The sequence below is a fragment of the Limnobacter sp. MED105 genome, assembly GCF_000170915.1.
GTDB lineage: Bacteria > Pseudomonadota > Gammaproteobacteria > Burkholderiales > Burkholderiaceae_B > Limnobacter.
Map to the genome: position 1 here is coordinate 1 of NZ_ABCT01000024.1, position 16,496 is coordinate 16,496.

The 16,496-nt window shown below is 51.1% G+C and carries 15 protein-coding genes; 5 read left to right on the top strand and 10 right to left on the bottom strand.

Features of this window, described 5'->3' with window-relative positions; genetic code table 11:
* On the top strand, window positions 1-367 hold a 367-nt coding region (locus LMED105_RS16950; protein WP_008252856.1), incomplete at its 5' end, for an alpha/beta fold hydrolase.
* A gap of 59 nt (window positions 368-426) precedes the next feature.
* On the opposite strand, the gene LMED105_RS14820 is transcribed toward LMED105_RS16950, so the two are convergent.
* Together LMED105_RS14820 and LMED105_RS14825 are read right to left on the bottom strand one after the other, a co-directional pair.
* Window positions 427-765, bottom strand: a complete 339-nt coding sequence (locus LMED105_RS14820) for a P-II family nitrogen regulator (protein WP_008252857.1) — start codon at window positions 763-765, stop codon at window positions 427-429.
* Window positions 762-2,417 (bottom strand): NAD+ synthase, encoded by a 1,656-nt coding sequence (locus LMED105_RS14825; RefSeq protein WP_040513694.1) that lies wholly within the window; start codon window positions 2,415-2,417, stop codon window positions 762-764. The genes LMED105_RS14820 and LMED105_RS14825 overlap by 4 nt, the downstream gene beginning before the upstream one ends.
* Window positions 2,418-2,458: 41 nt before the next feature.
* Here LMED105_RS14825 and LMED105_RS14830 point away from each other — a divergent pair, with 41 nt between their 5' ends.
* Complete coding sequence (locus tag LMED105_RS14830) at window positions 2,459-3,661, top strand: GNAT family N-acetyltransferase (RefSeq protein WP_050771261.1); 1,203 nt, start codon at window positions 2,459-2,461, stop codon at window positions 3,659-3,661.
* A 48-nt stretch (window positions 3,662-3,709) separates the two neighbouring features.
* Here LMED105_RS14830 and ppa read toward each other — a convergent pair whose 3' ends face one another.
* Genes ppa through hemC form a run of 4 tightly spaced genes read right to left on the bottom strand, consistent with a single transcriptional unit; the run spans window position 3,710 to window position 8,396 of the window.
* Window positions 3,710-4,237: an inorganic diphosphatase gene (gene ppa / locus LMED105_RS14835; RefSeq protein ID WP_008252865.1), complete on the bottom strand. Its 528-nt coding sequence runs from the start codon at window positions 4,235-4,237 to the stop codon at window positions 3,710-3,712.
* 50 nt (window positions 4,238-4,287) lie between these two features.
* Entirely contained in the window at window positions 4,288-5,478 is a 1,191-nt protein-coding gene (locus LMED105_RS14840; protein ID WP_008252866.1) for a heme biosynthesis HemY N-terminal domain-containing protein, read from the bottom strand.
* A complete protein-coding gene (locus LMED105_RS14845) occupies window positions 5,475-7,454 on the bottom strand; it encodes a uroporphyrinogen-III C-methyltransferase (RefSeq protein WP_008252867.1) in 1,980 nt (659 codons plus the stop codon). Before LMED105_RS14845 ends, LMED105_RS14840 begins: the two co-directional genes overlap by 4 nt.
* 9 nt (window positions 7,455-7,463) lie before the next feature.
* A complete protein-coding gene (gene hemC / locus LMED105_RS14850) occupies window positions 7,464-8,396 on the bottom strand; it encodes a hydroxymethylbilane synthase (RefSeq protein WP_008252868.1) in 933 nt (310 codons plus the stop codon).
* A 149-nt stretch (window positions 8,397-8,545) separates the two neighbouring features.
* Here hemC and argH point away from each other — a divergent pair, with 149 nt between their 5' ends.
* From argH to LMED105_RS14865, 3 genes are read left to right on the top strand one after another with little or no spacing between them, the layout of a single operon-like run.
* The gene (gene argH / locus LMED105_RS14855) at window positions 8,546-9,970 is read left to right on the top strand and encodes an argininosuccinate lyase (protein WP_008252869.1); all 1,425 of its coding nucleotides are present in this window, start codon (window positions 8,546-8,548) and stop codon (window positions 9,968-9,970) included.
* A gap of 2 nt (window positions 9,971-9,972) precedes the next feature.
* Complete coding sequence (locus LMED105_RS14860; RefSeq protein ID WP_008252870.1) at window positions 9,973-10,491, top strand: TRAP transporter small permease subunit; 519 nt, start codon at window positions 9,973-9,975, stop codon at window positions 10,489-10,491.
* The gene (locus LMED105_RS14865) at window positions 10,482-11,930 is read left to right on the top strand and encodes a TRAP transporter large permease subunit (RefSeq protein WP_008252872.1); all 1,449 of its coding nucleotides are present in this window, start codon (window positions 10,482-10,484) and stop codon (window positions 11,928-11,930) included. The genes LMED105_RS14860 and LMED105_RS14865 overlap by 10 nt, the downstream gene beginning before the upstream one ends.
* 52 nt (window positions 11,931-11,982) lie before the next feature.
* Here LMED105_RS14865 and LMED105_RS14870 read toward each other — a convergent pair whose 3' ends face one another.
* From LMED105_RS14870 to pmbA, 4 genes are all read right to left on the bottom strand, one after another.
* Window positions 11,983-13,128, bottom strand: a complete 1,146-nt coding sequence (locus LMED105_RS14870) for a HAMP domain-containing sensor histidine kinase (RefSeq protein ID WP_008252874.1) — start codon at window positions 13,126-13,128, stop codon at window positions 11,983-11,985.
* A gap of 10 nt (window positions 13,129-13,138) precedes the next feature.
* Window positions 13,139-13,807, bottom strand: a complete 669-nt coding sequence (locus LMED105_RS14875) for a response regulator transcription factor (RefSeq protein WP_083797226.1) — start codon at window positions 13,805-13,807, stop codon at window positions 13,139-13,141.
* A gap of 215 nt (window positions 13,808-14,022) precedes the next feature.
* On the bottom strand, window positions 14,023-15,111 hold the full coding sequence (locus LMED105_RS14880) for a TRAP transporter substrate-binding protein (protein WP_008252879.1): 1,089 nt from the start codon (window positions 15,109-15,111) through the stop codon (window positions 14,023-14,025).
* Window positions 15,112-15,129: 18 nt separating this feature from the next.
* A complete protein-coding gene (gene pmbA, locus LMED105_RS14885) occupies window positions 15,130-16,482 on the bottom strand; it encodes a metalloprotease PmbA (RefSeq protein ID WP_008252880.1) in 1,353 nt (450 codons plus the stop codon).
* Window positions 16,483-16,496: the final 14 nt, after the last annotated feature.

Sequence of the window (16,496 nt, forward strand, 5' to 3'; positions counted from 1 at the left end):
CGATGTGGTGGCGCATGTGGAACGGGTGTTTACTGCGATTGGAAGCCCTGGCTATCCGCCCGACCCACTGAAGCTGAGGGAGCGGGCCCGGAAATCATACAACCGAGCCTACAAACCGGCAGGTGTGCTGCGGCAAACCCATTGCGTGGTGGCCACAGGTTCGATCGAAGATTACACACGGGAAATCAGAGTGCCCACTTGCGTGATTCATGGGCTTGATGACCCACTTTTGAAGAAGGCTTGCTCGGAACGAATCGCCAAGCTCGTTCCCGATTCAAGGCTTCATCTGATTAAGGGACTGGGCCATGATTTACCAGAGCCCTTGGCACCCACTTTTGCGGAAATCATTCACAGCCACTTGAGCTAACGTGGAGTTAACACAGGCGCTGTAGAAAAAGCCCAAGTGAACAGCTTGGGCTTTTTTCATTAAATGGCTGCTTCGCCTTGTTCACCGGTGCGAATGCGGATTACGCGCTCAACATCAGTCACGAAAATTTTACCGTCGCCAATTTTGTTGGTGCGTGCAGCATTCTGAATTGCATCAATGGCTTGGTCGACCAGCTTGTCTTCAATCACCAGCTCAATTTTCACCTTGGGCAAGAAATCGACCACGTACTCGGCACCACGGTACAACTCAGTGTGACCACGCTGACGTCCAAAACCTTTCACCTCAGTGACGGTGAGGCCGGTGACACCCACTTCAGACAATGCTTCACGTACTTCATCCAGTTTGAATGGCTTGATAATTGCGCTGACCAGTTTCATTCTTGGAATCCTTCTAGATCGTTGAATTTTGATGTTATGGGATAGCGCCAGTCACGACCAAATGCTCGGTGCGTGACCCGAATACCCACGGGCGCCTGTCTTCTTTTGTATTCGTTGATACGAAGCAGTTTAACAGCCTTGAACACATCTTCTTTCTGAAAGCCACTCGCAACGATGTTTTCAACTGATTCGTCTTTTTCCATATACCGCGCAAGAATTGCGTCGAGTACATCATAGGGGGGCAGGCTGTCTTGGTCGACTTGGTCGGGTCGCAACTCGGCCGAAGGTGGGCGGGTAATGATTCGGGTCGGGATTACCTCGGAAAGGCTGTTGCGGTATTCGCACAGCTGATAAACCAGCGTTTTGAAAATGTCCTTGATCACCGCAAATCCACCCGCCATGTCGCCATACAAGGTGCAATAGCCGGTAGCCATCTCGCTTTTGTTACCAGTGGTTAGTACAATGCGCCCGGTTTTGTTGGATATCGCCATGAGCATGGTGCCGCGAATACGTGCCTGCAGGTTTTCCTCAGTGGTGTCAGCGGCCAGCCCCTTGAACAAGGGGGCAAGGCTTGAATCGAATGCATTCATGCAGTCTTGAATGGATATTTCGTCGTACTGAATGCCAAGGCGCCTGACCATGTCTCGCGAATCATCCAGCGATATATCAGCCGTGTAGGGTGAAGGCATCATCACTGCGCGCACTTTGTCGGCACCCAGCGCATCCACTGCAATGGCCAAAGTAATTGCAGAATCAACGCCGCCAGACAAACCAATAATCGCCCCGGGAAAACGGTTCTTGGTCACGTAATCGTGCACCCCCATTTTCAGGGCTTCATACACTTGCGCAGTCAACTCAAGTTCAGGCACGCAGGGCTGATGGGCCTCCAGCACAATGGGCTCGCCGGGGCGGGCCACAGCATCCAGCATGGCCAAAGCCTCTTGGAATTGCGGCAGGCGCATGGCCACATGCTGCTTGCCATCCATGGCAAATGAGGCACCATCGAAGACCAGTTCGTCTTGCCCACCCAGCATGTTGGCGTACACAATCGCCATGCCGGTTTCCTGAACACGCTTGGCCACCATCGATTGGCGAATGGTTTGTTTACCCATGTGGTAAGGCGAAGCATTGGGCACCAGCAGCACTTCAGCGCCCGCTGCCGCCGCGGCCTCGGGTGCGTAGCGATTCCAGGTGTCCTCACAAATATTCAAACCGAAACGAATGCCATCCACTTCAAACACCAAGGGGCGATTGTCGGGGGTGAAATAGCGTTGCTCATCGAATACTTCACGGTTGGGCAAATCGTGCTTGTGGTACATGCCCACAACTTGGCCCTTGTAAAGCACAGAGGCTGCATTGAACAGCTCGCCTTCGCGACTTACAGGGTGACCTACCACGACATACAAATCAAGCGCTGCAAGTTCCTGGCGCAGGTGCTCGAAAGCCGTGTCTGTTTGACGCTGAAACGAAGGACGCAAAAGCAAGTCTTCAGGAGGGTAACCAGTGATGGAAAGCTCGGGGGTAAGAAGAATTCGTACGCCTTGTGCGGCGGCTTTGTGCGCGTATTCAAGAATTTTCGCGCAATTGCCTTTTAAATCGCCCACAGTCAGGTTTAACTGCGCAATGGCCAATCGGACTCGGGATAAACTCACTGGGTACCTGCATAGTAGTTGTCGCCTTTATGAATTATCGCATGCAGATTTGCCAATCCATTGGCGAGATCGCACAAGCTGAATGGAATTCACTTGTGTGCAAATGCAATGGTGGTGTGCTTCACCCCGCCCTACGTCATGAATACCTGTTGGCCTTAGAGGCCAGCGGCAGTGCCACAGCTGAAACCGGCTGGGGGCCGCTGCATTTGACCATCCATGCAGAAGCTGGCGAGCTTTTGGCAGCCATGCCTTTGTATTTGAAGTCGCATTCGTATGGCGAGTATGTGTTTGACTGGGCCTGGGCGCAGCCTATGAACGCAGTGGCCAGCGCTATTACCCCAGTGCTGTGTGCCATACCTTTTACCCCGGTATTGGCTCCCAAAGTACTGCATGCAACACCGGAGGCCGGCCGTGCGCTGGCTCAAGGGCTTGCACAGCTTACCTGGCAGGCTGCCGAAAGCACTGAACTGCTGGGCACGCAAATCTCAACCTTGCATGCCTTGTTCTTGACCCAACAAGATCAACAACTGCTGTTGGGTGAAGCAACCAGTTTGAACAACAGCAGCCGGCATGTGGTGCAATTCCACTGGCACAACAAAAATCCATCGACCGGCGAAACATTCCATGATTTCGATGAGTTTCTAGAAAGTCTCAATCAGAAAAAAAGAAAAAATATTCGCGCCGAACGCCGAAAAGCAAACATGGAAGGCCTGGAGATTCGCCGAATTCACGGCTCGCAAGTCAACGAGACTGAAATGGAATTTTTCTATCAGTGCTATTCCCGCACCTACATGGAACACTTTTCCAGCCCGTATCTGAATCTTGAGTTCTTCAAGCAAATTTGTGAAACCATGGGTGAACAGGTGTTGCTGGTGCAGGCCAGCCTGCATGGTCAGCCTGTTGCCAGCTCATTTTTTCTGTACAGCGAAGAACGTTTGTATGGCCGCTATTGGGGCTGTATTGAAAACCTGCCCTGCCTGCATTTCGAGTTGTGCTATTACCAAGCCATTGAATTTGCCATAGAGCAAGGTATTGACTGGTTTGAAGGTGGCGCACAAGGTGAACATAAAATGGCGCGAGGGCTGAACCCGCAAACCATGGTGAGTGCGCACTATGTGCATGACAATGACTTCAAGCTACCGATTGAAAATTTTCTGCGGCGCGAAAAGGCGCATCTAGACGCATATGCAGTTGAGTTAAGCGAACACACTGCGTTTCGGGAAAGCGGTTCAGGAGCGCTATAAAAAAAGCCAACTCGCAGGTTGGCTTTTCATTGCGCTTGAAACGTGTGCTCAACCTTTGTAGTTGGCCACGCCGTCACGAATTTCTTTTTCAACGTCGGTCATGTCGCCCCAACCTTCGATTTTTACCCACTTGCCCTTTTCAAGGTCTTTGTAGTGTTCAAAGAAGTGCTGAATGCGTGCCAGAAATTCTTGGGGCACATCAGAAATGCTTTGATAGTGTTTGTATTGTGGTAACAGCTTTTCAACGGGAACACCCAGCAACTTTGCATCACCGCCTGATTCGTCGGTCATCTTCAACATGCCGATTGGGCGCACACGTACCACGCAACCAGGCTGCAATGGATAGGGGGTCATAACCAATACATCCACGGGGTCGCCATCGGCTGCCAGGGTTTGGGGAATGTAGCCGTAATTACAAGGGTATTGCATGGATGTACCGACGAAACGGTCCACAAACAAGGCACCGCTTTCCTTGTCAATTTCGTACTTCACAGGATCCGAGTTTGCTGCGATCTCGATAATCACGTTTACATCGTTTGGAAGGTCCTTACCGGGGGAAATGCTTTCGTAGCCCATGCTGATTAATCCTTAAAATAAAATTTGGTCGTATTGTATCGAATATTGCTTTAAGCAAGCTGACGGTCGTTCTGAAGGTGATTGTTCAATTTCTCGCGCCAGGCTTTGGCACGTTCACCCTGATTGGCCGCCTCGTACAGGCGCTCCAGCTTCCCAGCCACATGCGCAGAAGGTTGTTTTGCATACACTGCTTCAAATCGTGATATGGCTTTGCCCCACAATTGCTCGCGCTCGCAAACATCCGCAGCCAGCTCCAGCAAACGGAGATCTGCGGGGTGCTGCGCTAGCAGACGCTCTACATTGGGCAGGGCTTCACGTGGCTCAAGAACTGAAACCTGGTGATATACCGGCAACAAATCCTTGTTGTAGTTTTGGTTCAAAGCCGTTTCCAGCAAGGTGCGGGCGGCTGTGATCAAGCCAGTTCTCAGAAGGCCGGTGGCCAGCATGCGCAGTACACCAACATTCTCAAGCTCAACTGGCTTGGCGTTGGACAACACTTCTTGCATTTTTGACGCGTCTTGGCCTGCGTTTTCTCCCAAGCCTGCGTAAATGCGCATCAATGCTTCATTCTTCTCGCCATTGGTCAGCGCAGAAACAGCCACACAAGCCCGGTATTGCACCAGTGCATCTTGCCAACGCCCCAAGCCCATCAAGGCTAGCATTCGCAATCGCTGAACCTGCGGTAGTTTTGCAGCCAAGGGGTCCATGGCTTCCAGCATGCCCAAGGCACCTGAAAAGTCTTGTTTAGACAAAGCCACTTTGCCCCGCAACACGACAAGCGCATGCGAATGCTCACCCACCTTGGCCTTTTCCTGATTCAGTATTTCTTCCGCCACATCATAGCGATCGGCCTGCATGGCAGACATGGCGCGGATCAAGTAACTCAAATCGGTTTCAATTCCGGTTTTGCTAGCTTGGTTCAGGGCCTTGTGGGCGCCTTGTTCGTCGCCTGTGATCAAAGCGATCAACCCCTGGGTATTGGCTCGCAACAATGCATTTTGCTTGCGGTTCATCCAATACTCTTTGAATTTTCCGGGAAGCTGACTGGACGCACGCCAAGCGCGCATCATGACGTACAGCACCAGAAATAGCAGCAAAATTGCAGCTACCGCAAAGTTAAGCGACATATCGATTCGGTATTGACCAAAAAAGATCAGTACCTTTGAAGCGTTGCCTTGCGCCATCAAGGTGACCGCTACAGCCACCACGACAACCAGCAACAAACCAAGCAGTTGCTTCATTGGCGCTCCCCCTGCTGCCCCGCTACTGCCAGTCTAAGTGCTGCAGAGGTGGCCTGCAGTTCTGGCAACACCAAATCAAGTTGCACTTCCCCAATTTCAGCAAGCACCGTTTGGGCACGCTGCACTTGAATGGATTTGCTGTCAAAGTAGGTATTCAACAAATTGCTGGATCGCTCAAGATCAGATTTCAGCAAGGTGGCCTGACGCGACAGAAGAGAAATTCGCGCATTCAACAAGGACAAGCGCAGAGTGTTGCGCAAATCAGTTTCCTGCCGGCTAGACAACATCAATACCTCAGGGCTGTCTACTTTTGTTACTTCGATCAGCGACTTGATGTCGTACCAAACTGTTTGGGCTACTTTTTTGACGGAAGTCCAGACTTTCTCAAACCCTTGTTGGGTTTGCGTGTCTATCACGGCAGGCGTGTTTGTTTCAGTTGAAGCCTCGGGTGCCTCTTCTTCGGTCAGCTGGGCCAGTGTTTGGTCGGTTGTAGCCTGCACGCTTGAAAGCATGGGTAAACTTTCCACAGAGTTGACCACTGAATCAAGAGAAATCGCCAGCCTGAGCAAATCGTCGCTGGGCAAGGCCTTGATTTCAGTCAAGTCCTTTTCCAAGGCCGTGCGCAGGTTCAATAACGACGGTTTCTCGGTGCCCTCCAGCAAATCGATGGCCTGGGACAAAGCAATCGATGCCCCTTTCACATTTCCCAACAAGTACAACTGGCGTTTTGCGATTGATATCAACTGTTCCACTTCACTGAGCGACACCTCAGTTCGACTGGCCAACAAGCTGTTGTAGACCTCCTCCAGACTTGCGCGTTGGCTGGCCTCCTCTTTCTGGGCGAGCTCCAAAAGGTCAAATCGGGTTTTCAGATCTTTGGCTAAATCGCTCGATTTGTTAATTTCTTCCTTCACCAAATCAAGTGTGGTCGACTCTTTTTGAATCCGCTCACCAAAAGCCATACGCGTTTTTTCGATCTGGTTTTTGCCGGCAAATGCAATCAACAAAATAAGTACAAAGCTGACTACCGAGATGAAAAACGCAGCTTTACCCAACCATTGTCCACTGGGCTGAGCGGTGTTTGAAAAACTGGGTCGGGATTGGGCTGTCGCAACCGACTGAGGGTTGGTGGCAGGCGTGGCAGTGCTGGTTTGATTGTTGTTTTCCATGCTTTTCTTGTTGGATTTCAGCCATGAATTTACCGATTGTATCCCTGTTGCTATCTGCACAACATGGGCATATCCCAATTCCCTGCATTTGGCAGTAATGCGGGGGTGTGTGGTCAATACGGTGGCGGTTTCTTTTAAAGTTTTCAGTCTTGACTCAGACTTGCGTGCCAATTGCGAATCAAGTGCCTCTATAGTCTCGCTACTAGTAATCCAGAGTACCGCCTCAGACGTTCGGGCGAAAAGAGCCTCACACTGGGTGTCGCTTTGTTCAATCACCTTGCGGTCATAGCACTCAAGCACCGTCACATCGTGCTGCATTTCCACGAGTTTCTTGGGAAATTCAACACGCCCCCTCGGGCCTTTGCACACCATCACCCGACAGCTGCCCGCCTCAAAATGCGTCGCAAGCAAACGGGCCAATCCGTCAGAGTCCTCGGTTTCATGATCGTTTTCACCCGTGGGGGCAATAATGTTGTCTTTGGGGATGCCCAGATCAATGGCCAACTTGGCACTTTGACGCCCCATCACCCCACAGTAAACATTTGCCGGCCATTGACCAAGGTTGGTCACTGCAATTTCCAACACTGAGGGACTTACAAAAACAATTAAATGATTAGGTTTGTCGGTGGTGGTTTCCAGCCAGGGCCGAATGGTCAGGAGGGATGCCAAATCGGGTACCAATTCAAACACTGGAAAATACATCACATGACCCGAATGCATTTGATCAAGCTGACGCTTTAAATCAACGCGTTGAGTCAGATACTGATCGGGCAACTTGGGTTTGCATACGACCAAAGTGTGAGCCATGTCCGCGAGTTATCCTTTAAATTGTTGAACTGCCGATTCGATTAGCGCCTGCGCACCTTCTTGCAGCAAACCTTCGATAACACGGTTGGCAGCAGTCTCCCAGTCTTGCAGGCTTGCTTGCGCACTTTTCTCGATCACCGCTTTGCCGTCCGGACTGGCCACCAAGCCTCGCAAAGTGAAAGTTTGTGCATCGTTCAAGGTTGCGTAGCCAGCAATTGGCACCTGACAACTGCCACCGAGCGCTTTGGATACAGAACGCTCTGCGCTCACCAAAGCGGTACATACCGGGTCTATCAGAGGCTTTACCAGTTCGGCCAATTGCGAATCACCGGCGCGAATTTCCAGACCCAAAGCACCTTGACCCACTGCTGGCAGCATATCGGTTGATTCAATCACATTCCGAATACGGGAGTGCAAGCCAAGGCGTTTCAAACCTGCAGCAGCCAATACGATGGCCTGATACTGGCCGGAGTCCAGTTTACCCAATCGCGTATCAAGGTTGCCGCGCAAAGGCTCAACTTTCAAATGTGGATAGCGCGCCAATACTTGCGCCTGCCTGCGCAAGCTAGAGCTTCCAACCACAGCACCAGCGGGCAAGTCAGCAAGGCTGGCATAGTCGTTGGAAACAAAAGCATCGTGTGGGTCTTCGCGAGTCATGAAGCCCAAGAGCTGAAACTCCGGGTCCACGTCCATGGGAATATCTTTTCCGGAATGCACGGCCAAGTCGGCCCTACCCTCAAGCAAGGCATACTCTAACTCTTTGATAAAAAGTCCTTTTCCGCCAATTTTCGCCAGAGAGCGATCCAAAATTTGGTCTCCCTTGGTGGTCATTCCCACAATTTCAACGCCAGACACCCCTGGCAAAGCCAATAGCAGGTCTCGAACATGTTCGGCCTGCCACATGGCCAGGCGACTTTCCCTTGATGCAATTCTTATTTTCATTCGGTGTGGCGACACAGCCTGTCGCGATTCAGTGGATAAATTTCAATCAATTCCCTACAGCAAGGCCGTGAGAAGGCGTTCATGCCGAAAGTCTAGCACGGCAAACCCTTATAATTAGGCCCTGTTCCAAAGTGCATAAAGGATTACCCATGTCGAACCAATGGTCCAAAAAACAGGAAGCATGGTCAGCCCGATTCAACGAACCCATGTCCGAGCTGGTCAAGCGCTACACGGCATCTGTGTTTTTTGACAAACGACTGGCCGAGTTCGACATTCAAGGCTCATTGGCCCATGCCACGATGTTGTCAGAGTCAGGCGTGATCACTGCATCCGATCTTCAGGCAATACAAAGCGGCATGTCGCAAATTCTGGATGAAATCAAGGCGGGTCAGTTTACTTGGCAGCTGGATCTTGAAGACGTGCACTTGAATATTGAACGCAGGCTCACTGAATTGGTGGGAGATGCAGGCAAACGCCTCCACACAGGCCGCTCTCGCAACGACCAGGTGGCCACGGACATTCGCCTGTTTTTGCGTCACGAGGTAGATCGCATTCAGGGATTGCTGAAGGCACTTATCAATGCACTGATCACGGTGGCAGAACGCAACCACGATACTGTGATGCCTGGCTTTACCCACTTGCAGGTGGCCCAACCTGTTACTTTCGGGCACCACTTGCTGGCTTATGCAGAAATGTTTGAACGCGACCTGGAGCGCATGCACGATTGCCGCAAGCGAATTAACAGACTGCCATTGGGCGCTGCCGCGCTAGCGGGGACCACGTTCCCGATCAATCGCAATCGCACGTCTGAACTGCTTGAATTTGATGCGCCAACTCGCAACAGCCTTGACTCCGTTTCCGACCGTGACTTTGCAATTGAGTTTTGTTCGGCCAGCAGTATTTTGATGATGCACGTGTCACGCCTGTCTGAAGAATTGATTATCTGGATGAGCCAACGTTATGCATTCATCGATCTGCCCGATCGTTTCTGCACAGGTTCGTCCATCATGCCGCAAAAGAAAAACCCGGATGTACCCGAACTGGCACGCGGTAAAACCGGCCGCGTTTACGGGCACTTGATGGGCCTACTGACCTTGATGAAAGGACAGCCGTTGGCTTACAACAAAGACAATCAGGAAGACAAAGAACCCCTGTTCGACACGGTTGATACAGTGGTCGACACACTTACCATTTTTGCCGAAATGGTCGAAGGCATTCAAGTAAAAGCCGACAATATGCGCGCTGCTACCCTGGAAGGCTATGCAACTGCAACCGACTTGGCTGATGCCTTGGTCAAGCGCGGCATGCCATTCCGTGATGCACACGAGGCTGTTGCCCGCGCAGTGCGCTACTGCGATACCCAGCAATGTGGTCTTGAGGCGCTTTCCGTGGCACAACTGCAAGAGGCGCTCAAATTAACCGAGCTGGGTTACAGCGACGACTTGGTGAACCAAGAACTGTGCGCTGTGCTTACCTTGGAAGGCTCGCTACAGGCTCGTAACCACGTGGGTGGCACCAACCCCGAGCAGGTGAAGGCTGCTGCAGCCGAAACCCGCAAGCGCCTGGGTTTGTAGAATTGAAGGGGCTGCTGGTCATTTCATGCGGCATTGATCGCTTAAACACCTGGCTTGGGCTGACAGTAGGTTGGTTCATACTGCTCACCACCCTGGTGTCGGCCTACAACGCAGTGGTCCGCAAAGTGTTTGACACCAGCAGCAATGGTTTACTTGAAATTCAGTGGTATTTGTTCGGCGCCGTGTTTTTGTTGGGTGCCGCTTACACCCTCCAACAAAATGCCCATGTGCGAATCGATGTGCTTTCCAATCGGTTTTCCGAATCGACTCGTGCATGGGTCGACATTCTGGGGCATGTGCTCTTCACCTTGCCTTTAATTGGTTTCGTTCTTGTTTCAGGTTGGGACTTCGCCTACGAATCGTTTCGAATCAATGAATACTCCGCTGATCCTGGTGGATTGATTCGCTGGCCTGCCAAGGCATTAATAGTCGTGGGTTTCGCGTTGCTTGGTTTGCAAGTGTGTTCCGAGATCATTAAAAAAATCGCCGTACTTCAAGGGCACCCCACACCATGCCAGTAATTCCGGTCGAATGGTTGGCCCCCCTCATGTTCGCTGTGTTGTTGCTGTTCATGATCAGCGGTTTTCCGGTCGCATTCGCCTTGGCTGCAAACGGTCTTTTGTTTGGCTACATTGCCATTGAGCAAGGCTTAATGAACGTCGCCTTGCTGCAGGCGCTTCCGGATCGAATATTCGGAATCATGAGCAACGACACCCTGCTCGCCATTCCGTTTTTCACTTTCATGGGCTTGGTGCTCGAACGCAGCGGAATGGCCGAAGACCTGCTTGAAACCATTGGCCAATTGTTTGGCAAGGTGCGAGGCGGTTTGGCTTATGCGGTAGTGTTGGTCGGCGCTTTATTGGCCGCCACGACAGGCGTAGTAGCGGCCTCGGTCATATCCATGGGGCTAATCTCTTTGCCCATCATGCTTAAATACGGCTACAGCCAATCTGTGTCCACAGGTGTCATTGCCGCCTCCGGAACTCTGGCCCAAATTATTCCACCATCGCTGGTTTTAATTGTCATGGCCGATCAACTGGGGGTTTCAGTGGGAGCCATGTACCAAGGGGCACTCATTCCTTCACTGTTGCTGGTGTCTATGTACATCGGCTATGTGTTTGTAATCACCCGGTTGCAAAAAAACGCCCTACCCGCTTTGCCTCCGGAGGCCTGTTATCTGGGCCAAGGCAACTCAAGTTTACTAATACTCAAGGCGGTGATTTTTGTTTTAATGCCGCCATTGGCCTTGGTCTTTCTGGTGCTTGGTACCATTTTTCTGGGTATTGCTACGCCCACTGAGGGCGGTGCCATGGGCGCGGTAGGCGCTTTGATGATTGCAGCCTCCAAGAAAAGGTTGAATTTGGATTTACTGAAACAATCGATCGATTCCACCACCAAACTTTCCTGCTTTGTATTGTTCATCTTGATTGGCTCTACCGTGTTTGGTCTGACCTTCCGGGCCGTAGAAGGCGATCTGTGGGTAGAGCATCTGATGGGCGATTTGCCAGGCGGTGAACTGGGATTTCTGATCGCAGTACAAATTCTGATTTTTGTACTGGGCTTTTTTCTGGATTTCTTTGAAATTGCGTTTATCGTGATTCCATTGCTTGTGCCGGTGGCCGACAAACTTGGCATAGACTTGGTGTGGTTCGGAGTCATGATAGCCATGAACATGCAAACCTCTTTTCTCACCCCACCATTTGGATTCTCTCTGTTCTACCTGAAATCAGTTACTCCCAAGGTGGTCAAAACACTTGAAATTTACAAAGGCTCTTTGCCGTTTGTTGCCTTGCAAATGTTGATGGTACTGCTCATTTTTGTATTCCCACAACTGGTAAGTCAGGAGGAAAAAGTGAAATACAAAGACAGCCCATTACAATTGAATCTGCCGACCCAAAATTATGGAGGCGGCAATGATCCAGCCGAGCAACAACCATTTGTTCCAAGTTTTAGCGAATAGTGTCCTGCTAAACGACAATTCTTGGAAAGTCACTCCACCCGTGGACAAAAAACTAGCCAGTTTTCTTGGAGTTCAAGACTACAACTTCAGCCTTGTTTAAAATCCGATCGGCAAGTTCCAGCACAAACACCGTGCCTCCCTCTTTGACATTGCACATCGACAAGTTCCATTCCATTTCCTGACAAAGGCGTTTTACCACGTACAAGCCTATGCCTGTTTTAGGAAGGTCGCTACCGAAGGTCGAGTACCTCGCCACCTGATGCTGCAGGATGTCTTCTTGAAGGCCTGGGCCTGAATCTTTGACAGTGAACCTGTGAATGCCGCCGTGGCGTCGATAAGAAAATGCCACGCCGCCTTCAAGCGTGTGTTCAACTGCATTGAATACCAGGTTTCCCATGACCCGCTTTAACCGACGGGCATCGGTGTGAATCAGGAATTCCTCGACATCGACATTGAAAGTCAGCCCTTTGGTCTCAGCCAACTGCCCCATCCACCCTTCAAGTGATTTGCAAAGTTCCGTACTGGAAATGCTCTCTATCCGTTTTTCGCGTTGCTCACCCAACTCGAGCCGGGTGGCCTCCAGCATGTTCTCTGCCAAATCATGAAGCCACCTTTGGCAACTGGTCATTTGACGAATCACCTGATTGGATGCCGCGTGTTGATGGAAACTATCCAGCGAGGGATGACCCACCAGTAAACCGAGTGCGTGCAGTGGCTGGCGCATGTCATGCTGTACACCTGCCAACCAACGCAACCTGTCCTTCCATTCGCTGAGCACCCCGTGTTTGGCATTGCGCCACCTCGCCTGCTGAGTTCGCCGGTTTTGAATTCGTTGTTTTGCAATGCTGTATCGGTGCTGTCTTTCCAGCAAAACCGCCAACAGGGTAAAGGGCGAAACCCAGCACAACACAGCAAAACTGAGATGCTGCCAATTCAGCGACAACACCCAACCACCAAACGCAGAAGCGAATACCAGAAACCAAAGTTTTTCAGTTGGAGGAACCCGAAAAGCTCGCCTGCAAGACACCTTGGCATTGAGCAGACAACCGCTGATGAATGCGATATAGGCCAACTGAGATTGAGCCCCGGTGTCCAATCCCAACAACTGAAAAGACAACGGTAACAAACACAGGGAAGCCAACAAACATGCATCGTAGTGTTGCTGTACCCATGCACTGAGCCGGTTGATGTGTCTCATGGAGCGCAGCTTAATCGGAATACACCTCGTCGGTCTTTTGTTCTTGCCAAGCGCGGTAGAGCATGGCCGCCTCTAGACGATTTCGTGCATTCAGGCGCGCCAGGATACTTCGAACGTGGGTTTTAACTGTTTCCGGGGAAAGGCCCAAATTCTGGGCAATCTCGTGATTGGATTCACCTTTGGAAATGCGGTATAAGACGGACACTTGCCGCTCGGTTATTCGGGCCATTCGCTGCCCAATAGTAAACCCACTTGCATGTTGGGTTTTTTGACTGATTTGATCAGTCCAGTTGTTGCGACGCAAACGCAAAACCATGCTGTCCAAAACGCTAAGCACACGGTCTTGGGTAATGCCCTTGGATACGAATTCGGTTTCCGGGTACTCATCAGCCATGTCACCGAGAATTTCTTCGTTTCCTGAAATGACAAGAGTACGGCTGTAATCAAAAGTTTCAAGCGCGGTTTCAAGCACCTTTTCTGGTGCCATGTCAGGGAGACCCAAATCAAGAAGCACAAGGTCTGGCTGCTCGAAGCGACTGTGCTCTAACGCTGGCCCGATACGGCTGAACAGCTTGACCTCAAGATCGGAGTAACGCGAGTTCATGATGTCGCGCAAAGCCATGGCAATAATTGGGTGATCGTCAATAATAAATACGCGTAGCTGATTAGGAGTCGACATAATTTTGTCCCATACAAGTCAAGTGTCAGAAACTGTCGTTCAGAAGTGAATAGAGCCCTTGCCATTCATTACGACAGCCAAAAGAAGTGCGAACAACCCCGATAGGGGCGACACTGCGTTGGGTGACTTGTGCCTAGCTTTTGGTTCCATTAAACGAAAAAGAGCGGCCAGTCAGCCGCTCTTTATATCTGACCCCTATTACGAAGGTCAAAAACTTACTTCGATCTGGGTATGTAGGAGGCCATGGAGTTTTCAGCAACCCGGAACCAGTTGTTTTGATCATTCCGGAAGCGATTCCAAGATGTGAATATTTTCTTGAATTTCGGATTGTTTTTAGACTCGTCTGCGTAAAGCTTTTCAGCTTCCTTGTAGGCCGCATCCAGAATATCGCGTGGATAAATTCGAAGCTGGGCGCCCGATTGAATCAATCGATTCAGCGCAGCCGGATTCTTGGCATCGTATTCTGCCGTCATGGTGATGTTGACTTCGGCTGCCGCCACTTCCAAAGCTGACTGATAATTTTTTGGAAGCTTGTTCCAGGCATCCAGATTGATGTAAAAGCTCAATGAAGGACCAGGCTCCCAAAACCCAGGGTAATAGTAAAACTTGGCCACTTTCTGAAAGCCAAGTTTTTCATCGTCATAAGGACCAACCCATTCGGCTGCATCAATGGTGCCCTTTTCCAAGGCGGGGTAAATGTCACCACCGGCAATGGTTTGGGGTACAGCACCCAAGGCTGCCATAATTTTGCCGCCAAAGCCCGGAATTCGAACTTTCAACCCTTTCAGGTCGTTCAGGTTTTTGACTTCCTTGCGCCACCATCCGCCCATTTGGGTGCCGGTGTTACCGCCCGGCAAATTGATGATGTTGTAATCTTTCAAAAACTCACGGGTCATTTGCAAACCACCACCGTGATAAAGCCAGGCGTTTTGTTGGCGAGCGGTTAAGCCAAAGGGCAGGCCTGCTTCAAACGCGAAAGTGGCATCTTTGCCCACGTAGTAGTAGCCAGCAGTGTGGCCACACTCTACGGTGCCACGCTGCACTGCATCCAGCACCTGAAGGCCAGGTACAATTTCGCCGGCTGCAAAAGGGCGAATGTCGAACTTGCCACCCGTTAATTCAGAGACCCGCTTGGCCAAATGGGGCGCAGCACCCCACAGCGCATCCAGGCTTTTGGGGAAACTGGAGGTGAGGCGCCAACGAACACTGGGGCCATCGGCGGCAAACGCGGCTGTTCCCGATGCCGCTGTTGCGGTGGCGGCTGCTCCCAAACCTGCCTTTTTGAGAAAGGAACGACGTTCCATTGCTTAGTCTCCTTCTTTTTAGTTCCCTGCAACGGTCATTGATTCAATCAAAATACTGCCAACATGCTTGCTGCCGCGCCAACAGGCGTCGTCGCCCACAGCCACAATATTGGCCAACATGTCTTTCAAATTGCCTGCAATTGTAATTTCCTCAACCGGGTGAACAATAATGCCGTTCTCCACCCAGTAGCCAAATGCACCGCGTGAGTAATCGCCGGTAACGCCATTCACGCCCTGCCCCATCATCTCAGTGACCAACAAGCCCGTGCCCATAGTTTTCAGCAAGGCATCCAGGCCGCCCGAAACGGTTTTGGTGGAGCTGAGAATCAGGTTGTGCGTGCCGCCAGCGTTGCCCGTGGTTTCCATGCCCAATTTGCGCGCGGAATAGCTTGAAAGGAAGTAACCATTGCACACGCCTTTTTTCACCACTGTGCGCGCTTTGACTTTGACGCCCTCTTCATCGAACGGTGAACTGCCATGTGCACCTTCAATGAACGGATCTTCCTTAATTGTGATGTGGGGAGCCCAAACAGGCTTGCCCAAGGAATTAAGCAGGAAACTGGTTTTGCGGTACAAGGAAGAGCCCGACACTGCGCCCACGTAATGGCTGACCAAGCTTGCCGCGATAGGGGCTTCAAAAATGACTGGGCAATTGCGGGTCGTAATGGGTTTGGAACCCAAACGAGCCAAGGCACGCTGTGCTGCATAGGCACCAATTTTTGCAGGCTTGGCCAAGTCTTTGGCTTTGCGCTCGGAGGAATACCAGAAGTCGCGCTGCATGGGGCTGTCTTTTGACTTCTTGGCCTGCGCAATGGGCGACACTGACAAGGAGTGACGTGAATAAGGATAACCGCCCTTGAAGCCCTTGCTGTTGGCCGCATAGAAGTGGCCAGACTCTGTGGACACATTGGCGCCATCCGAATTTCGAATATGCTTGCTGACATCAAACGCAGCCTGCTCCATGGCCAGGGCTTTTTCAACCGCTTTCGCGGTGCTCAAATTCCAGGGGTGATACAAATCAAGGTCGCGGTGCCTTTTGGAAATATTTTCCTCATCAGGCAAACCTGCAAATTTGTCAGCGGCCGTGTATTTGGCAATGTCCAAAGCGGCTCGAATGGCAGAATCAATGGCCTCCAGCGAGAAATCAGAAGACGAAGCATTTCCCCGCTTTTTGCCTTTAAAAACGCTGACGCCGAAGCTTTTGTCGCGCGTGTGTTCAATGGTTTCGATTTCACCCATACGCACGCTGACCGACTGGCCCACCGCTTCGCTGATGTCGACTGCGCAATCGGTCGCCCCCAGTGATTTGGCTTTTTTCAATGCGTATTCGGTTAATTCCTGAAATGTCTCGGATTTAAAGCTAAAGCCCATATTGCCCTGCGAAA